The organism is Bifidobacterium ramosum (genome assembly GCF_009299505.1).
Classification (GTDB): Bacteria; Actinomycetota; Actinomycetes; order Actinomycetales; family Bifidobacteriaceae; genus Bifidobacterium; species Bifidobacterium ramosum.
Window position 1 is genome coordinate 1 of the sequence record NZ_WBSM01000010.1, and the last position, 17,402, is coordinate 17,402.

A 17,402-nucleotide genomic window follows, 5' to 3' on the forward strand; every position below is an offset into this window, starting at 1 on the left:
CAGCCATCCTCGTCCAGCCACACCGAATACCGGTTCTTGATGATCGGCGCGCCGCCGCGCATCATCAGCTCCGCCGCGATCCGCGAATCGATCTCGCGTTCCGCCTCGTACCGCGTGCCGCCCACCGCCGGCCCCTTCACCGTCACGTACGCCTCACGGAACACGTCGCGGTACTCGCGCAGCACGGCGATCGGATCGAGATCAGGCGTCATGTCGAGCCGCGCCGCGCGGGTCATCAGCCGTACGCGCAGTGCGTAATTGCCGTCGTGCACGTAATAGCTCTGAACGATGAGAGTCGGCGCGTCGCCGTCGTCAAGTTCGGCCGGCATGTGGCGGCAGAAGAACCTGCGTTCGAATTCAAAATCGTTCAGATTATCGCCCATACGCCCAGTCTAGACACGGCCGCGGAGTCGCTGCGATGTGACGGCGTGGCGTGCCGTTTGCCGTTCGGTCGGGGCGACGTGTAAAGTAGTGCGTTGCTTGGGTCCGTAGCTCAGTGGATAGAGCGTCTGTCTCCGGAACAGAAGGTCGTGGGTTCGAACCCCATCGGGCCCACAAGAATGGCGGTATCGCAGGGATTTGCGGTCTTGGATTTGTTATCTTCACCGAATCAGGTACATATCGGGTACATTGCTGGTGCATAATGCACGCGGGTTTTCTCGTTTTCCCGTTTCTGATGTCTTCCCCCTTAACGGACATACAGCCGATTTGGGTAGGAAAATCGGCTGTATGTCCGTTAAAGAGAAGGGATGCGTTGGAAGGGACGGATGTGTTGAAGGGAAGTGCAAAGAAGGAAGAACGTTAGGAGAAGAGAGGATGTGTGAGCGAGGGACGGACGCGTTGGAGAAGCGCGGATGAGTGACACGAGAGACGTGACGTACGGTGCCGGCGAAGCGGAACATCGCCGGGTTGTGGACGGGACGGCCGTCGCGGCGCGCGACGCGACTATATTGGGATGCCAAGCGCGTGCGATCGCGCGGACGTAACGCAGACTTTCGACCAACCTCGACCGACACCAAAGGAGTATCGACTATGAGCGAAAAGATGGAAGAAGTGGCGACCTCACAGGCCCCGGCCGCACTGGGCGCCTACAGCCAGGCCGTGAAGGCCAACGGCTTCGTGTTCGTCTCCGGACAGCTGGGCATCGACCCGGCCACCGGCGAACTGGCTGGCGAGACCGCCGGCGAGCAGGCCGCGCAGGCCCTCAAGAACATCAAGTGCATTCTCGACGCGGCCGGCACCGGCATCGAGCACGTCGTGCGCGCCACCATCTACCTGAAGCACGTCGAGGACTTCAAGGAGGTCGACGCCCGCTACGCCGAGGTGTTCATCGGCTCCGTGAAGCCGGCCCGTGTGGCGTTCGGCGGCAACGACATCCCGAAGGGCGCGCTCGTCGAGATCGACGCCATCGCCGTGCAGTGACGTAAGTGCCGCATACGTACGCATACGTATGACTGGCGACACGTACGTGCGGTACGTGTCCCGTATATCACGAATGGATATCGACGCGGTGCGTCGCCTGTCCGATGACGGACGGACGACGCACCGCTGTCGTTAACGGCGACTGTTCTCACGCCGCGGCTATCATACGTAAGTCTGTATAAGTCGCCCGCGCAATGACGCGCGCGACAGCCAGCCGAACCGAACCACGATCCGAAGGAGCCACCATGGCCAAGCGCGGCACCCGCGAAACGGACGCCACCGAAATCACCGGCATCTCGGCCGCCGCGAGCACTGAGGACACTGCACTCGAACGGCGCATGGAATCGCGTCACCTGACCATGATCTCCCTCGGCGGCGTGATCGGCACCGGTCTGTTCGTCAGCTCCGGATACACCATCAACCAGGCCGGCCCGCTCGGCGCGATCCTCGCCTACGCGATCGGCTCCGTGCTCGTCTACTGCGTCATGGTCTCGCTCGGCGAACTGTCGGTCGCCATGCCGTATGCGGGCAGCTTCCACCTGTACGCCAAACGCTTCATCGGCCCGGCCACCGCGTTCGTGATCGCCGTGCTGTACTGGCTCAACTGGGCGGTGGCGCTCGCCAGCGAATTCACCGCGGCCGGACTGCTCATGCAACGCTGGTTTCCGGATTCGCCGGCATGGGTGTGGTCGGCGGTGTTCATCGCGGTGGTGTTTGCGCTCAACATCATGTCGGTGCGGCTGTACGGCGAGGCCGAGTTCTGGTTCGCGTCGATCAAGGTGTTCGCGATCGTCGCGTTCATCGTGATCGGTCTGCTTGCGATTTTCGGCGCGATTCCGATTGCGGGCCGTGCGGCCGCGGCCGGCGCCCCGCTGTTCGGCAATTTCGTCGCCGACGGATGGTTCCCGCGCGGCATCGCGCCGGTCTTCTCCACGTTGCTCACCGTTGTGTTCGCGTTCTCCGGCACCGAGGTCGTGGGCGTGGCCGCGGGCGAGACGCGCGATCCGGGCAAGGCCATCCCGAAGGCCGTGCACACCACCGTGTTCCGTCTCGCCATGTTCTTCATCGGTTCGATCGCGGTGATGGCCGCGCTCATCCCGTGGCATCGGGCCGGCGTGGACACCAGCCCGTTCGTGCTCGTGTTCCAATCGATCGGCATGCCGTTCGCCGGCGACATCATGAACTTCGTGGTGTTGACGGCTGTGCTGTCGGCCGCCAATTCCGGGCTGTACGTGTGCTCGCGCATGGTGTGGTCGCTGGCGAAGGAGCGGCTGATCCCGGCACGATTCGCCAAGACGAACTTCCGCGGCGTGCCGGTGTGGGCGGTGCTGTTCTCGATGTGCGGCTCGCTTCTGGCACTGCTCTCCAGCGTGGTGGCGGCCTCGACCGTGTACCTCGTGCTGGTGGCGGTGTCGGGACTGGCGACGCTGGTGGTGTGGTTCTCGGTGGCGGTGTGCCATATCCGGTTTCGGCGCGAGTGGGTGCGCGGCGGGCACAGCGTGGCCGAGCTCGGATACCGCGCGCCCGGATATCCGGTGCTGCCGTGGCTGGCGATCGTGATGTGCCTCGGCGCGCTGGTGCTCGTGGCATTGGACGACACGCAGCGTTCGACGCTGTACTGCATGGTGCCGTTCGTGGCGCTGTGCTATGGCGGCTACTGGGCGATCGAACGCGCGCGGAAGGCGGAATAGCGGGTTCCGGGCGGCTTTCTGCAAACTGAGAGGCAGTTTTCCGCGTGTGCAGAGGTCTTTCTTGAAACTGAGAGGCAGCCGCCCGTACATATATTCCCGATTGTTCGAGAATTATGTCGTTATCAGGGTCTGTGGGAGCGCGTGGCTGCCTCTCAGTTTCAAGAAAGACCTGCGCAAGGGCAGGAAACTGCCTCTCAGTTTGCGAATTGCATCGCGAATCGGCCCGTCCGTGAGAAGTCAGACTCGCCGGTATCCTTGGAAGAATGAGTCCTGAAGCCCTGAGCGAACTGATTTCGCGTATTGCCCATGAACTGGTGGCGTCCGGCAAGGCCGGCAACCTCACCGATGATCTGATCCCGCCCGTCGAGAAGCTCGCCGTCATGCGCCCGAAGGATCGCGCGCACGGCGACTGGGCCTCGAACGCGGCCATGCAGCTGGCCAAGAAGGCCGGCATGAAGCCCCACGACCTGGCCGAGCTGTTCGCCGCCGGCCTGACCGCCGCCGACGGCATCAAGTCCGTCGAAGTGGCCGGCCCCGGCTTCATCAACATCACCCTCGACTCCGCGTCCGCCGCGGCCGTGGTCGATCAGGTGCTCGCCGCCCCCGCCGACGCCAACGGCGTGTCCACGTTCGGCAAGAACGCGCACCTCGCCGGCAAGACCCTGAACCTCGAGTTCGTCTCCGCGAACCCGACCGGCCCGATCCACATCGGCGGCACCCGCTGGGCGGCCGTCGGCGACTCGATGGCCCGCGTGCTCGAGGCGAACGGCGCGAAGGTCGTACGCGAATACTACTTCAATGATCACGGCGAGCAGATCAACCGCTTCGCCAAGTCGCTCGTCGCCGCCGCGCACGGCGAGGAGACGCCGATCGATGGCTACAAGGGCGCGTACATCAACGAGATTGCCGACCGCGTGATCGCCGAGGCCGAGGCCGACGGCGTGGACGTGCTCGCCCTGCCGCGCGTCGACGGCGGTCTCGACAAGGACGGCAACCCGCTCGGCGAGGGCGATTCCGAGCAGCGCGAGGAGTTCCGCAAGCGCGCCGTGCCGATGATGTTCGACGAGATCCGCAAGTCGATGAAGGACTTCCGCGTGCACTTCGACGTCTGGTTCCACGAGAACAGCCTGTATACCGACGGCGAGGTCAAGCGCGCGATCGAAGTGCTGCGCGAGCGCGGCGACATCTACGAGAAGGACGGCGCGACCTGGTTCGAGTCGACCAAGCACGGCGACGACAAGGACCGCGTGATCATCAAGTCGAACGGCGAGTTCGCGTATTTCGCCGCCGACATCGCGTACTACTGGAACAAGCGCCACCGTGCGACCGACCCGGCCGACATCGCGATCTACATGCTCGGCGCCGACCACCACGGCTACATCGGCCGCATGATGGCCATGTGCGCCGCGTTCGGCGACAAGCCGGGCGAGAACATGCAGATCCTCATCGGCCAGCTCGTCAACGTGCTCAAAGACGGCAAGGCCGTGCGCATGTCCAAGCGCGCCGGCAACGTCGTCACGATCGATGACCTGACCGAGGCGATCGGTGTGGATGCGTCGCGCTATTCGCTTGCGCGCACCGACTATAATTCGCCGGTCGACATCGACCTGAACCTGCTTGCGTCGCACTCCAACGACAACCCGGTGTACTACGTGCAGTATGCGCACGCGCGTTCCTGCAACGTGGACCGCAATGCGGAGGCCGCCGGCATCACGGTTGAAGGCGCGGACCTCGCGCTGCTTGACACCGAGGCGGACGGTGAGGTGCTCGCCGCGCTCGCCCAGTGGCCGGCGCTGCTCACGCTCGCGGGCGACGCGCGTGCGCCGCACCGTGTGGCGCACTACCTCGAGGATCTGGCCGCCGCGTACCACAAGTGGTACAACGTGGAACGCGTCGTGCCGATGGAACTGACCGACCCGGAGACCCGCGGCGACGAGGCGGAGCGTGAGGCGCTGCGCATTGCCAAGGCCCCGGAACCGGCCCGCGCCGCCGCGCGACTCAAGCTCAACGACGCCGTGCGCACCGTGATCGCCGAAGGCCTCGACCTGCTCGGTGTCACCTCCCCCGACAAAATGTAACGGCCTTCGGCCGTTGCTGTATTCTGCGACGCTCACGACGCTATCGCTGTTCGCTGCTACGGACAGCCGGTCGACTGTCCGTCCGGAGAAGATGTAACGGCCTTGCTCCCCTCAGTCACGCGGCACGTGACAGCTCCCCTCAGGGAGGGGAGCGGAGGCCGTATGGTGTGGCTCCCCTCGCCGAGGGGAGCTGTCAGCGAAGCTGACTGAGGGGAGAGAGGAACCATTTATGGCAATCACCCCGATCTGGCCGGCCGCCACGACCGTCGACCCCGCCACCGGCGCGATCACGTTCCACGGCCGCACCGCCGAGTCGCTGCTCGACGAGTTCGGCTCGCCGCTCTACCTGATCGACACCGACGAGGTCGCCGACCGCGCCAAGCATTTCGTGGAGGCCGCCGCGGCCGCGTTCAACAACTCGACCACGCATGTGAGCTTCGCCGGCAAGGCGTTCCTTTCCAAGGAGATCGTACGGCTCGTGCTCGCGGCCGGCATGTACGTCGACACGTGCACGATGGGCGAGATGAGGATCGCGCTCGCCGCGGGCGCGCCCGGCCGTCGGCTCGTGTTGCACGGCAACAACAAGTCCGACGCGGAGATCGAGTTGGCCATCAACGAGGGCTTCGCGAAGATCGTCGTCGACGAGCCAAACGAGCCGGCCCGCATCGCCGAAATCGCGCATCGCCTCGGCAAGCGCGCCCGCGTGATGCTGCGCGTCACCTCCGGCATCCACGCCGGCGGCCACGAGTTCATCTCGACCGCGCACGAGGACCAGAAGTTCGGCGTGCCGCTGCTGCCGGCCGGCGCGGACACGTCCGTGCTGTCGATCCTCGACGACCTGACCGACGTGACCCCGGCCGTGACGAACGCGCGCGTGGGGGAGCGGCACGACGGCGCGGAGTCCGCCGCCGATTCGACCGCCAAGCCGGAACGCAAGCTGCGCTACGACGTCAAGTACCCGTACGACCTGAGCGGCGAGGAGCTGTCCGAACCCGACCGCAAGCTCGCCGAGGCGATGACGGCCGTGGCGGACGGCCCCGCGCTCGCCGTGCTCAAGGAGATCCAACGCCATCAGGACGTGCTTGAACTGGTCGGCATCCATTCGCATATCGGCTCGAACATCCATGACGCGGACGCGTTCATCCAGGCCGCCAAGCGCATGATGCTCCTGCGCAAGACCTTCTACGCCACCGACGCCTACACGCTGCCCGAGGTGGATCTCGGCGGCGGCTATTCCGTGGCGTACACGGACGGCGAGGATTCGATGGACATCGACGTGGAGCTGGGCCGTCTGGCCGACGCGGTCACGGCGATCAACCGCGCGCTCGGCATGCCCGCGCCCGCGATCTCGTTCGAGCCGGGCCGTTGGATCGTCGCGCCCGCGGGCGTCACGCTGTACCGTGTCGGCACGATCAAGCACGTGCTGCTGAGTGCGGACGCGGAAGGCCGACAGCCGACCGATAAGGCCGGCAATCCGATCGACGAGCGTGTGTATGTGTCGGTGGACGGCGGCATGAGCGACAACATCCGCCCGGCCCTGTACGGCGCGGACTACACGGTGCGGCTTGTGAACCGACGCGGTTCGGACGATTCGATGCTGGTGCGCGTGGTCGGCATGCACTGCGAGTCCGGCGACATCGTCGTGCATGAGGATCGACTGCCGGTCGACCTCAAGCGCGGCGATGTGCTCGCGGTGCCGGTGACCGGCGCGTACGGCCGCACGATGGCGAGCAACTACAATCAGGCGCTGATCCCGGCGGTCGTCGCCGTGAGCGAGGAGGGTGCGCACGTGATGCTGCGTCGCCAGACGATCGACGATCTGCTCGGCCTCGATCTGGGCTGACTGGGCTGATATGAACGTGGCGGTTTTCGCTTGCTGAGGCGCGCCTCAGCAAGCGAAAACCGCCACGCGGATGAGCGATACGACGCGTAGTGGCGGAAAAGGCTCACTGAGACATGTCTCAGTGAGCCTTTTCCGCCACTAGGGGTTTGGGTCCGGTCAGCGCAGGGTGCCGACCGGCGCTCCGGCGGCGACCGCACCGTGCGCGGTGATCGCGAGCTCCTTGATCAGCGCCGGATTGGTGAACACGACGATGACGTCGGTCGGCTTGCCGGCGGCCTTGATGGCATCCCAATCCGCGTCGAGGATCGGCGTGCCGGCGGTGACCGTCTGGCCGACGGCGACGCGCACGGCGAACGGTTCGCCGCCGAGCTGCACCGTGTCGACGCCGATGTGCACGAGCACCTCGACACCGGAATCGGTGGTGATGCCCACGGCGTGGCGCGCGTTGGCCACGGTGGTCACCTTGCCGGAGACCGGGGCCACGATCGTGGCCGATGACGGCACCACGGCGAATCCGTCGCCGAGGATCTTCGCGGCGAACGTATCGTCGGGAACGTCCTCGATCGCCTTGATCGAACCGTCCACGGGGGCCAGGACGGGCTCGGATCCGTCAGGAACGGCCGGAGCGGGTTGCGGAGCGGCAGCGGGCGCTGCCGTCATGCTTTTGGGGCCGGGCCTCCGGTGATCACCGGCGCGCCGTGCAGCTTCTCCATCGCATCCGCGACGGCCTGCACCTGCGTGCCGACGATGACCTGCACGTTCTTCGTATCGAGGACCTTCACGCCGGGAACGAGCTTGCGGATCGCGCCGACGTCGACCTTCGCGGTGTCGTTCACGCCCATGCGCAGGCGGGTCGTGCAGTTCTCGATCTCGACCACGTTGGCCTTGCCGCCGAGGGCCTGATACAGCTTGGAGGCAAGGACGTCGTACTTGTCGCCGGTCGTCGGGGCGGCGTCGGAGGCGCCGTCGGCGGTCGCGTCCGCGACCTCTTCATCGCCGCGGCCCGGGGTCTTCATGTTGAACTTGCGGATCACGAAGTCGAACACGAAGTAGTAGATGACCGCGAACACGAGGCCCTGCACGATGAGCATGAACGGCATGTGCGCGCGCGGCACGTTGAGCGAGAGGAACCAGTCGATGAAGCCGGCGGAGAAGTTGAAACCGGCGATCCACTGGAAGGACGCGGCGATGAACACCGACAGGGCGGTGAGCAGTGCATGCACCACGTACAGCGGGAAGGCGGCGAACATGAAGGAGAACTCAAGCGGCTCGGTCACGCCGGTGAAGAACGCGGCCAGCGCGCCGGCGAGCATGAGCGAGCCGACGGCCTTCTTGTTCTCGGGCTTGGCGTTCTTCCAGATGGCGAGCGCGCCGGCCGGCAGGCCGAACATCATGATCGGGAAGAAGCCGGCCTGGTACATGCCGGTGACGTACACGCCGTACGGGTGGAAGCCGCCGGTGGCGGTCACGGCCGCCACGTCGCCGTTCAGGCCGCCGACGCCGCTCCAGAACTTGGTGATGTCGTCGATGCCGGCGAGGTTGAACCAGAACACGTTGTTGAGCGCGTGGTGCAGGCCGGTGGGGATGAGCAGGCGGTTGAAGAACGCGTAGATGGCGGCGCCGACCGCGCCCATGCCCATGATGCCCTCGCCGAAGGCGACGAGGCCGTTGTAGATGAGCGGCCAGATGAACAGCAGGGCCAGCGAGATCACCGACATGAGGGCGGCGGTCAGGATCGGCACGCAGCGGCGGCCGGAGAAGAACGCGAGGAAGTCGGGCAGTTTCGTCTGGTGGAACCGGTTGTACAGCGCGCCGGCGATGCAGCCGACCATGATGCCGAAGAACACGTTCTTGTTGCCGATGGCGCCGGCCGCGAACGCCGGGTGCTCCTTGGCGATGACCACGGGATCGGGGTCAAAACCGAGGAACATCGAGGCGGAGCCCATGATCGTGGTGACGGTCATGAAGCCGACGAGGCCCGAGAGCGCCGAGGCGCCGTCGCGGTTGCGCGCCATGCCGATGGCGACGCCGACGGCGAACAGCAGGCCGAGGTTGTCGAGGATCGCCGATCCGGTCTTGCACAGGTAGGCGGAGATGACGTTGTTGCCACCCCAGCCGCTCGGGTCGATCCAGTAGCCGAGACCCAGGAACAGCGCCGCTGCCGGCAGGCAGGCCACCGGCAGCATGAGCGCGCGTCCCAGACGCTGAATGTACGCTTTCATTGTTCTTCCATCCTCCCTCTGCAACGATGCAGGGTCGTGCGAGCGACTGGTACTGCTTGCTGTGATCGCCGACGTTCGTCATCGACCGCGCCTTCGCCTTCCTTGGCGAAGGTCCCGCGGATTGCGGGCGGCTCTATCGCTCTTACTGGCCAGTTTACGTCATTGACGGCACGGTGGATGACCATTTAGTTAAGTTTCTTTACTGCAAGTGGTTGCTGCAATGTTCGCATGCGACGTGAAGACTACTGGCGATTGACGGTTACGTTCAACGCGACGTTTCGTATTTTTGTTAAGACACTTGGCTTACGGCGTGTCGGATTCGGACCGTAGGATAGTGGAGGAATTGTGATGCCGCGCGACGGTAGGGCGCCGTGCGGCGCGTCAAGGAAAGGATGCTTGTGGCACAGCCGAACGAAACCCCCATCCGCGTGGGATTGCTGGGCGCGGGAACCGTCGGATCGCAGACCGCGCGACTGCTCGTGGAACAGAAGGACGAGCTCGCCGCGCGCATCGGCCGTCCGATCGAACTGGTCGGCGTCGCCTGCCTGGATCCGGACGAAGTGAACTATCCGTGGATCGACAAGTCGCTGCTGACGGCCGACACCATGAAGGTCGCGACGAACGCTGACATCGTCATCGAACTCATCGGCGGCACCGGCGTGGCCCGCACGTTCGTGATGGCCGCGATCGAATCCGGCGCGTCCGTCGTCACCGCCAACAAGGCCCTGCTCGCCAAGTACGGCCCGGAGATCTACAACGCGGCCGCCGCCAAGGGCGTCGACATCTACTTCGAGGCGGCCGTGGGCGGCGCGATCCCGTTCCTGCTGCCGCTGCGCGAATCGCTGGCCGGCGACAAGGTGACGAGCATGCTCGGCATCGTCAACGGCACCACCAACTACATCCTCGACGAGATGACCACCAAGGGCCTCCAGTTCGACGACGTCCTCAAGGACGCGCAGGCCAAGGGCTACGCCGAAGCCGATCCGACCGGCGACATCGAGGGCCACGACGCGGCGAACAAGGCCGCGATCATGGCCACGCTCGGCTTCCACACCAACGTGACCATCGACGACGTCTCGGTCGAGGGCATCACGAAGATCACCGCCGACGACATCGCCGCCGCGACCGCCGAGCACAAGGTCATCAAGCTGCTCGCCGTCGTCGAGAACGGCGAGGCCGGCGTTTCCGCGCGCGTCTACCCGGCGCTCATCCCCGAAACGCACCCGCTCGCGTCCGTGCATGGCTCGTTCAACGCGATCTTCGTCAAGGCCGAGGCCGCCGACGACCTCATGTTCTACGGCCGCGGCGCCGGCGGCGCACCGACCGCCTCTGCCGTGGTCGGCGACGTGGTCACCGAAGCGCGCCACATCGCGCAGGGCTGCACCGGCCCGACCATCCCGATGTACAACGACCTGCCCAAGGCGCCGATCGAGGCGAGCCGTGCCGCGTTCGCCGTGCGCTTCCTCATCCACGACAAGCCGGGCGTGCTCGCCGCGATCGCCAAGGAATTCGCCGACAACGGCGTGTCGATCAACGGCGTGAACCAGGACCTCAAGCCCACCATGAAGGAGCCGGGCTACGACGGCGAACTGCAGCAGCTGCGCATCGTCACGCACCTGACCGACGAGGTGACGCTGCGGCGCACCGTGGAGGCCGTGTGCAAGCTCGACTGCGTCGCCGGCGAGCCGTCCATCCTGCGCGTGCTTGACTGACGGTCCGGCTGAGCCGTCGGGAACGGCGGACGGCGACGGCATCGCAAGCGTCGCGCACTGACCGTATCGCACCCGGTGCGGTACGGTCGCGATTCAGTTTTCGTAAGGGGAGATATGGAACCGATCTGTAAACAGGTCAAGGTCAGCGTCCCGGCGACCAGCGCCAATCTGGGCTCCGGATTCGATGCGGTCGGCCTGGCCCTGGACTATCACGACGAGCTCACGTTCACGCTGAGCGCCGACCCGTCGAACCGCGCCGCGCAGGTGCTCATCTACGGCGAAGGCGAGAACACGCTGCCGCGCGACGAAACGCATCTGGTCGTCTCGACCTTCCGCCGCGCCTGCCAGACCTTCGGGCTGGGCCGCATCGGGTTCATCCTCGAGGCGCACAACAACATCCCGCAGGCGCGCGGCATGGGCTCGTCCGCCGAGGCGATCGTCGCCGGCATCGCCGCGGCCGCCGCGTTCGCGCACGACGACGACCTCAACCGCGACTCCGTGTTCGAACTCGCCGCCGCGATCGAAGGCCACCCCGACAACGTCGCGCCGGCCGTCTACGGCGGCATGACCGCGTCGTGGAACTTCGACACGGCCGAAGGCGTTGGCTCCGTGCCGATCCCCGGCGGCGAGCCGCTGCACGGCGGCTTCCACACGATCAAGTACAAGGTCGACCCGAACATCAAGACCTCCGTGTTCGTGCCGGACTACGAACTGTCCACCGAAAAGGCGCGCGAGGCGCTGCCCGACCAGATCGCCCGCCGCGACGGCGTGTTCAACGTGTCGCGCGTGGCGCTGCTCGCCGCCGCGATGAACCCGGCCGCGCTCGCCAAGTCGTCCGACCCGAACGCGCTGCTGTTCGCGGCCACGCAGGACAGGCTGCACCAGCCGTACCGCAAGGACCTCATGGCGCCGTCGTGGCAGCTCATCCAGGAGCTGCGTGCGCGCGGCTACGCGGCGATGGTGTCCGGCGCGGGCCCGTGCGTGCTCGTGCTGCACTACGGCGACGCGGCCGACGCGATCGACGAGGTGGCCGGCGACCGTCTGGCCGACGGCCACTGGCGCGTGCTGCACCCGGCCGTCAACACCAAGGGCGTCGAAATCATCCGCAAGTAGGATGAAGGCGGAGCCAAGGCCGAAGGAGGAGACCATCATGTCCATTCCGCTGATTCTCGCGTCGAAGTCGAAGCCGCGCCGCGACGTGCTGTATTCGGCCGGCATCTGCCCGACCATCCGCGTGTCGCATGTCGACGAACCGGCCGCGCTCGAACGCGCCGCCGCTGCCGCCGGATGCGACGTGGACGATCTGACCGTCGACAGGCGCGTCGCGATCCTCGCCGAAGCCAAGGCGCAGGCCGTTCATCAGGCGTATCGCCACGTCGCCGACACGGCCGCCGCCGCGACCGGCGAGCGGGTCATCGCGTACCCGCTGCAGGCCGCCGATCCTGTTGATGATCCGTCCGCCGGTTCGTCCGGCGACTCCGTTGATTCCGCCGGCTCCGCCGGCGGCGAATCGCCGCGCGACGTACTGCTTGCGAAACTCACCAACGACCAGCCGAACGCGCACGACGCCGACATCAACGCGACGACCCGCGACTTCTCCGGCGTCGACGTGCCGACCACCGTCGAACCGATCTCCAACATCGTCGCCATGCAGCCGGGGCTGACCCACGCGGCCGTCGGCCCGCTCATCGTCGGCTGCGACTCGATGTTCCTGTTCGACGGCGAATGCTACGGCAAACCGCACAGCGTCGAGGTCGCGCGCGAACGGCTGCGGGCGATGCGCGGGCACACCGGCGAACTGTGGACCGGCCACTGCCTGATCGACTTCGCGACCGGGCGCGCCGTGAGCGGCGTGAGCTACGCGAAGATCCACTTCTGCAACTACTCCGACCATGATCTCGAACGGTATCTCGCCACCGGCGAGCCGCTCGAGGTCGCCGGATCGTTCACGCTCGAAGGGTTCGGCGGCGCGTTCATCGACGGCATCGAGGGCGACCCGCACGGCGTGATCGGCATCAGCCTGCCGCTGCTGCGCGAGCTTGCCGGGCAGCTGGGCGTCGAGTGGACCGATCTGTGGAACGTGGAGCGTGGCGAGCTGTTCCCGGCCGGCAAATCCGATCCGTCGAGCATCGTGCCGCCGGCGGAGAACGTGCACCAGCCGGGCGACGGCTGGGTCGACTGCATGTGCGGGCGGCGGCACTGGGGGCTGAACGGCGCGTCCGGCGTGCTGCTGGCACGGCGTGACGCGGTGACCGGGGCCGTGACGCACGTGGTGATGCAGCACCGCGCGGCGTGGAGCGCGGAAGGCGGCACGTGGGGCATTCCGGGCGGCGCGACCGCGGACGGCGAGTCGCCGATCGAGGGTGCGCTGCGCGAGTCCTACGAGGAGGCGAACATCACGCCCGAGGACATCGAGGTGGTCGGGTCGTGGCGCGAGGACCACGGCAACTGGGCGTACACCACCGTGTTCGCGTTCGAGAAGCCGGGGCACCATGTGGAGCCGCGTGCGAACGACGACGAGAGCATGGAGATCGAGTGGGTCCCGATCGACGAGGTGCCGAACCGCAAGCTGCTCACCGCGATGAAGACCGACTGGCCGCGGTTCCGTGCGCGGCTCGACGCCATCGCCGCCGCGCATCGCGCGTAGGGTTTTCACCCGGGCGTTCCAATCGTTCCGGTCTCGAGTCCCCCTAACGGACATACAGCCGATTTGATGGGGTAAATCGGCTGTATGTCCGTTAGGGGAACGGGGAATCTTTGCTTTTGCGGGGGTGTTTCTTTCCCGCCTTAACGGACATACAGCCGAAAAGGACGGTCAAATCGGCTGTATGTCCGTGATGGTTGCGGGTCGGGCGTCTGGGAACGTTCCCACGTGTGTCTGGCTCTTTCCCTCTACGGACATACAGCCAATTTGCCCGCCCTTTTCGGCTGTATGTCCGTTGGGGGTGAGCTGTGTTCGATGACTGGAACGCTGGATGTCCGTAGAGGGGGAAGGCGGTGGCGCGCGGGGATGTTCCTGACGGTTGGAGTCATCGGCGTTTCGCGGGTTGCGTTCAAGTGGGGTTGAACCTTTAGGGTTGTTAGCGTGAACATCGATGGGGCGCCAATGAAGCGCGATCATCGATGCGGATGGATACCTCATCATCAAAAGGAACAAGGAGCAACCATGAAGTACCGCAACGTGGGCAAGGCCGGCATCAAGGTGAGCGAGATCGCACTCGGCAGCTGGATGACCCGACTCGAGGACACCGCCGCCGTCGACAACGCGATGGCCATCGCCGACGCCGCATTCGACGCCGGTATCAACTTCTACGACTGCGCCGACGCGTACTCGGGCGGCGACGCCGAGCGCTTCCTCGGCCGGTTCATCGCCAAGCATCACCGCGAGGACCTCGTCATCTCCAGCAAGGTCTACTTCGGCACCCGTCCGGGCGTCAACGGCCGCGGACTCAGCCGCAAGCACATCTTCAACAACTGCAATCAGAGCCTCAAGAACCTCGGCACCGACTACATCGACCTGTACTACTGCCACCGCTTCGACACGACCACACCGCTCGAGGAGACGCTGCAGGCGCTCAGCGACCTCGTCGACCAGGGCAAGATCCTGTACTACGGCGTGTCCGAGGAGTGGAGCGCCGCGCGTCTCGAGCGCGCCGAGCGCATCATCTCCGAGCGTGGCCTGCACCCGCTGACCGTCGTCCAGCCGCAGTACAACATGGTCGACCGCTACATCGAGCACGAGATCGTCGAGACGTGCGAACGCTACGGCATCGGCATCACGCCGTTCTCCCCGCTCGCGCAGGGTCTGCTGACCGGCAAGTACCGCAAGGGCCAGCCGCTGCCGGCCGGTTCGCGCGCGACGTGGCAGTCCGACCATCAGATCAACGCGCTGCTCACCGACGAGAACCTCGACAAGGTCGAGCGGCTGAGCAAGATCGCCGACGAACTGGGCGTGAAGATGCCGGTGCTGGCGCTCGCGTGGATCCTGCGTCTGCCGATCATCAGCTCCGTGATCGTCGGCGCGAGCAAGCCGAGCCAGCTCGAGTCGAACATCGCCGCGTCCGGCGTGGAGATCCCGGCCGACGCGCTCAAGCAGATCGACGACATCCTCGGCTTCAAGCGTTTCGAGCGTCACGTCGGCTGATTCAGGCCACATCCCCCCAGTGGCGGTTTTCGCTCGCTAAGCAGACGCTTAGCGAGCGAAAACCGCCACGACCATACCGGCGTGGCGGAAATGTCTCACTGAGGGCATCCTCAGTGAGACATTTCCGCCACGCGCGTGATACGCGAACGAGATTTCGCAACGAGCCGAAAACAATCGCCGAATCGTCGCAAACCGTTGGAATCACAGGGCAACACGCACACAAGCGCAAGGTTGAAACGAAATATGGTTCGACTAACCTAGTTCACGTTTGCGAATCCGAACAGGGGTTTCGGCCGGCGAGGAGAGCGCCGGTTGCGGGACGCTCGAAACACGACGGTCGTGAATCGTGGCGGCAGCGAATGTCGCGTGCGGCAAACGGAACACGCGCCGCACCATACCACAAGCAAACAATCAAGAATGCGGGGATTTCCTCACATGTACGTCGATCCGACGAAAAACCAAGACAAGGGCAACCTGCGCTGGATCCTGCCCTACTGCAAACCCGATCTGCCGCGCGTGGCCGGCGCGATGCTGCTGTTCTGCGCCAACAACACGATGGCCCTGACCATCCCGCTGATCACCGGCATGATCGTCGATCAGGTCATCACGCAGGGCCACACCGAACGACTGCTGCACTTCTGCATGCTCATGATCGTCATGACGGTCATCCGCGTGGGCTCGCGATACGGATACCAGATGTGGATGGAACGCTTCGGCCAGAACTCCATCTACCGTCTCGTGTGCGACGAATACGAGAAACTGCACGAGCTCGACTTCACCTACTTCAACCACACGCGCACCGGCGACATCATGAGCCGCATGACCTCCGACACCGACGCGCTGCGCCATATGCTCAGCTGGGTCAGCTACCAGATCGCCGACTGCGTGGTCATGTTCATCGGCGCGTTGTGCGTCATGTTCTCGATCGACTGGCGACTCGCGCTCGCGCTCGCCTGCGTCACGCCGTTCATCTTCGTGCTCACGCGCAGCCTGTCCACGCACGCGCACCCGTTGTTCTTCGCGATCCGCAACTCGCTCGCGTCCCTCAACTCGATGGTCGAGGAGAACATCGAAGGCAACCGCGTCGTCAAGGCGTTCGTACGCGAGCCGTACGAGACGCAGAAGTTCGACGAGCACAACGACGACTACATGCAGCGCAACATGGCGCTCGCCTACAACTCCCGCCGGTACATGCCGTGGCTCGACGGCCTCGGCTTCAGTCTGCAGCTCATCACGCTCGGCCTCGGCGGCTTCCTCGTCATCAAAGGCGACATGACGCTCGGCAACCTCGTGAGCTTCAACTCGTTCCTGTGGATGATCGACGGACCGGTGCGCGCCTCCGGATGGCTCATCAACGATTGGCAGCGCTTCAACGCCAGCTGCATCAAGATCCGCCGTCTGCTCACCGAACAGCCGCGTATCACCGAAAAGCCCGACGCGAAGGAGACCGTCAAGCAGGCCGTCGCCATCGCCGAACAGGTGGGCGCGCCGCACCCGGCGACCCCCGACCGCATCAGCGGCGAAATCCGCTTCGACCACGTCAGCTTCGCCTTCCCCGACGATCCGGAAACGCCGATCCTCAAGGACATCGACTTCACCATCCCGGCAGGCAGCAAACTCGGCATCCTCGGCGAAACCGGCTCCGGCAAATCCACGCTCGTCAGCCTCATCTCGCGCTTCTACGACCCGACCGTCGGCCATGTGCTCATCGACGGCATCGACGCGCGCGACTGGCCGCTCACCACCCTGCGTTCGCAGGTGTGTATCGTCGCGCAGGACACGTTCCTGTTCTCCGACACGATCGGCGGCAACATCGGCTTCGGCGCCGGCTCCGACACCGACGACTGCTACATCCACAAGATGGCGCAGATCGCAGGCGCGGACAACTTCATCAAGGCCATGCCGCAAGGCTACGACACGGTCGTCGGCGAACGCGGCGTCGGCCTGTCCGGCGGCCAGAAGCAGCGCCTGTCGCTCGCCCGCGCGCTCGCGGACAACCCGAGCATCCTCATCATGGACGACACCACGTCGGCCGTCGACATGGAGACGGAGGCCGAAATCCAGAAGCACCTGCGCGAGATGGACGGCAACAAGACGATCGTGACGATCGCGCACCGCATCTCGTCGGTCAAGGACTCCGACCTGATCCTCGTGCTCGAACACGGCCGCATCGTCGAACGCGGCACGCACGCCGAACTCGTCGCGCAGCACGGCCGCTACTGGGACATCTACCACAAGCAGCTCGGCATGCAGTCCGGCGCCTCGCAAGGCTTCTGACCAAGGCTTCCGG

Annotated in this window: 11 protein-coding genes, 1 tRNA gene and 2 pseudogenes; 11 read left to right on the plus strand and 3 right to left on the minus strand. The window is 65.4% G+C overall.

Going from position 1 to position 17,402, the window contains the following annotated elements; translation table 11 throughout:
- A partial coding sequence (locus tag DSM100688_RS08970; protein WP_476727151.1) for a CYTH domain-containing protein occupies positions 1-383 on the minus strand: 383 nt, incomplete at its 3' end.
- Between the two features lie 99 nt (positions 384-482).
- Between DSM100688_RS08970 and DSM100688_RS08975 the strand changes: the two genes are divergently transcribed.
- The 5 genes from DSM100688_RS08975 to DSM100688_RS08995 all read left to right on the plus strand — a co-directional run bounded on the left by DSM100688_RS08975 (position 483) and on the right by DSM100688_RS08995 (position 7,034).
- Positions 483-555 (plus strand) — tRNA-Arg (locus tag DSM100688_RS08975).
- Positions 556-1,032: 477 nt separating this feature from the next.
- On the plus strand, positions 1,033-1,422 hold the full coding sequence (locus DSM100688_RS08980) for a Rid family detoxifying hydrolase (RefSeq protein WP_152358763.1): 390 nt from the start codon (positions 1,033-1,035) through the stop codon (positions 1,420-1,422).
- 338 nt (positions 1,423-1,760) lie between these two features.
- On the plus strand, positions 1,761-3,113 hold the full coding sequence (locus DSM100688_RS08985) for an amino acid permease (RefSeq protein WP_239519376.1): 1,353 nt from the start codon (positions 1,761-1,763) through the stop codon (positions 3,111-3,113).
- A gap of 263 nt (positions 3,114-3,376) precedes the next feature.
- A complete protein-coding gene (gene argS / locus DSM100688_RS08990; protein ID WP_152358765.1) occupies positions 3,377-5,191 on the plus strand; it encodes an arginine--tRNA ligase in 1,815 nt (604 codons plus the stop codon).
- A 229-nt stretch (positions 5,192-5,420) separates the two neighbouring features.
- Entirely contained in the window at positions 5,421-7,034 is a 1,614-nt protein-coding gene (locus DSM100688_RS08995) for a diaminopimelate decarboxylase family protein (RefSeq protein WP_152358766.1), read from the plus strand.
- A gap of 156 nt (positions 7,035-7,190) precedes the next feature.
- Here DSM100688_RS08995 and DSM100688_RS09000 read toward each other — a convergent pair whose 3' ends face one another.
- Positions 7,191-7,694 carry a PTS sugar transporter subunit IIA gene (locus DSM100688_RS09000; protein ID WP_152358767.1) on the minus strand — a complete coding sequence of 168 codons (504 nt, stop codon included), beginning with the start codon at positions 7,692-7,694 and terminating at the stop codon, positions 7,191-7,193.
- Positions 7,691-9,256 carry an N-acetylglucosamine-specific PTS transporter subunit IIBC gene (gene nagE / locus DSM100688_RS09005; protein ID WP_152358768.1) on the minus strand — a complete coding sequence of 522 codons (1,566 nt, stop codon included), beginning with the start codon at positions 9,254-9,256 and terminating at the stop codon, positions 7,691-7,693. Before nagE ends, DSM100688_RS09000 begins: the two co-directional genes overlap by 4 nt.
- Positions 9,257-9,654: 398 nt before the next feature.
- Here nagE and DSM100688_RS09010 point away from each other — a divergent pair, with 398 nt between their 5' ends.
- From DSM100688_RS09010 to DSM100688_RS09030, 6 genes and pseudogenes are all read left to right on the plus strand, one after another.
- A complete protein-coding gene (locus DSM100688_RS09010) occupies positions 9,655-10,968 on the plus strand; it encodes a homoserine dehydrogenase (protein WP_152358769.1) in 1,314 nt (437 codons plus the stop codon).
- Between the two features lie 114 nt (positions 10,969-11,082).
- Positions 11,083-12,081 carry a homoserine kinase gene (thrB, locus tag DSM100688_RS09015; protein WP_152358770.1) on the plus strand — a complete coding sequence of 333 codons (999 nt, stop codon included), beginning with the start codon at positions 11,083-11,085 and terminating at the stop codon, positions 12,079-12,081.
- Positions 12,082-12,118: 37 nt separating this feature from the next.
- Positions 12,119-12,404, plus strand: a pseudogene (locus DSM100688_RS12380) (Maf family protein); the annotation flags it as partial.
- A 143-nt stretch (positions 12,405-12,547) separates the two neighbouring features.
- A pseudogene (locus tag DSM100688_RS09020) lies at positions 12,548-13,615 on the plus strand (Maf family protein); the annotation flags it as partial.
- Positions 13,616-14,134: 519 nt separating this feature from the next.
- Entirely contained in the window at positions 14,135-15,112 is a 978-nt protein-coding gene (locus DSM100688_RS09025; protein ID WP_152358772.1) for an aldo/keto reductase family protein, read from the plus strand.
- Positions 15,113-15,547: 435 nt separating this feature from the next.
- The gene (locus DSM100688_RS09030; protein ID WP_163146872.1) at positions 15,548-17,389 is read left to right on the plus strand and encodes an ABC transporter ATP-binding protein; all 1,842 of its coding nucleotides are present in this window, start codon (positions 15,548-15,550) and stop codon (positions 17,387-17,389) included.
- Positions 17,390-17,402 lie beyond the last annotated feature (13 nt).

Bases quoted from the DNA above. Each gene is read 5' to 3' on its own strand.
- DSM100688_RS09030 (WP_163146872.1), top strand. From the start codon at position 15,548: ATGTACGTCGATCCGACGAAAAACCAAGACAAGGGCAACCTGCGCTGG.
- thrB (WP_152358770.1), top strand. From the start codon at position 11,083: ATGGAACCGATCTGTAAACAGGTCAAGGTCAGCGTCCCGGCGACCAGC.
- DSM100688_RS08985 (WP_239519376.1), top strand. From the start codon at position 1,761: ATGGAATCGCGTCACCTGACCATGATCTCCCTCGGCGGCGTGATCGGC.
- argS (WP_152358765.1), top strand. From the start codon at position 3,377: ATGAGTCCTGAAGCCCTGAGCGAACTGATTTCGCGTATTGCCCATGAA.
- DSM100688_RS09025 (WP_152358772.1), top strand. From the start codon at position 14,135: ATGAAGTACCGCAACGTGGGCAAGGCCGGCATCAAGGTGAGCGAGATC.
- nagE (WP_152358768.1), bottom strand. From the start codon at position 9,256: ATGAAAGCGTACATTCAGCGTCTGGGACGCGCGCTCATGCTGCCGGTG.
- DSM100688_RS08980 (WP_152358763.1), top strand. From the start codon at position 1,033: ATGAGCGAAAAGATGGAAGAAGTGGCGACCTCACAGGCCCCGGCCGCA.
- DSM100688_RS09000 (WP_152358767.1), bottom strand. From the start codon at position 7,694: ATGACGGCAGCGCCCGCTGCCGCTCCGCAACCCGCTCCGGCCGTTCCT.
- DSM100688_RS08995 (WP_152358766.1), top strand. From the start codon at position 5,421: ATGGCAATCACCCCGATCTGGCCGGCCGCCACGACCGTCGACCCCGCC.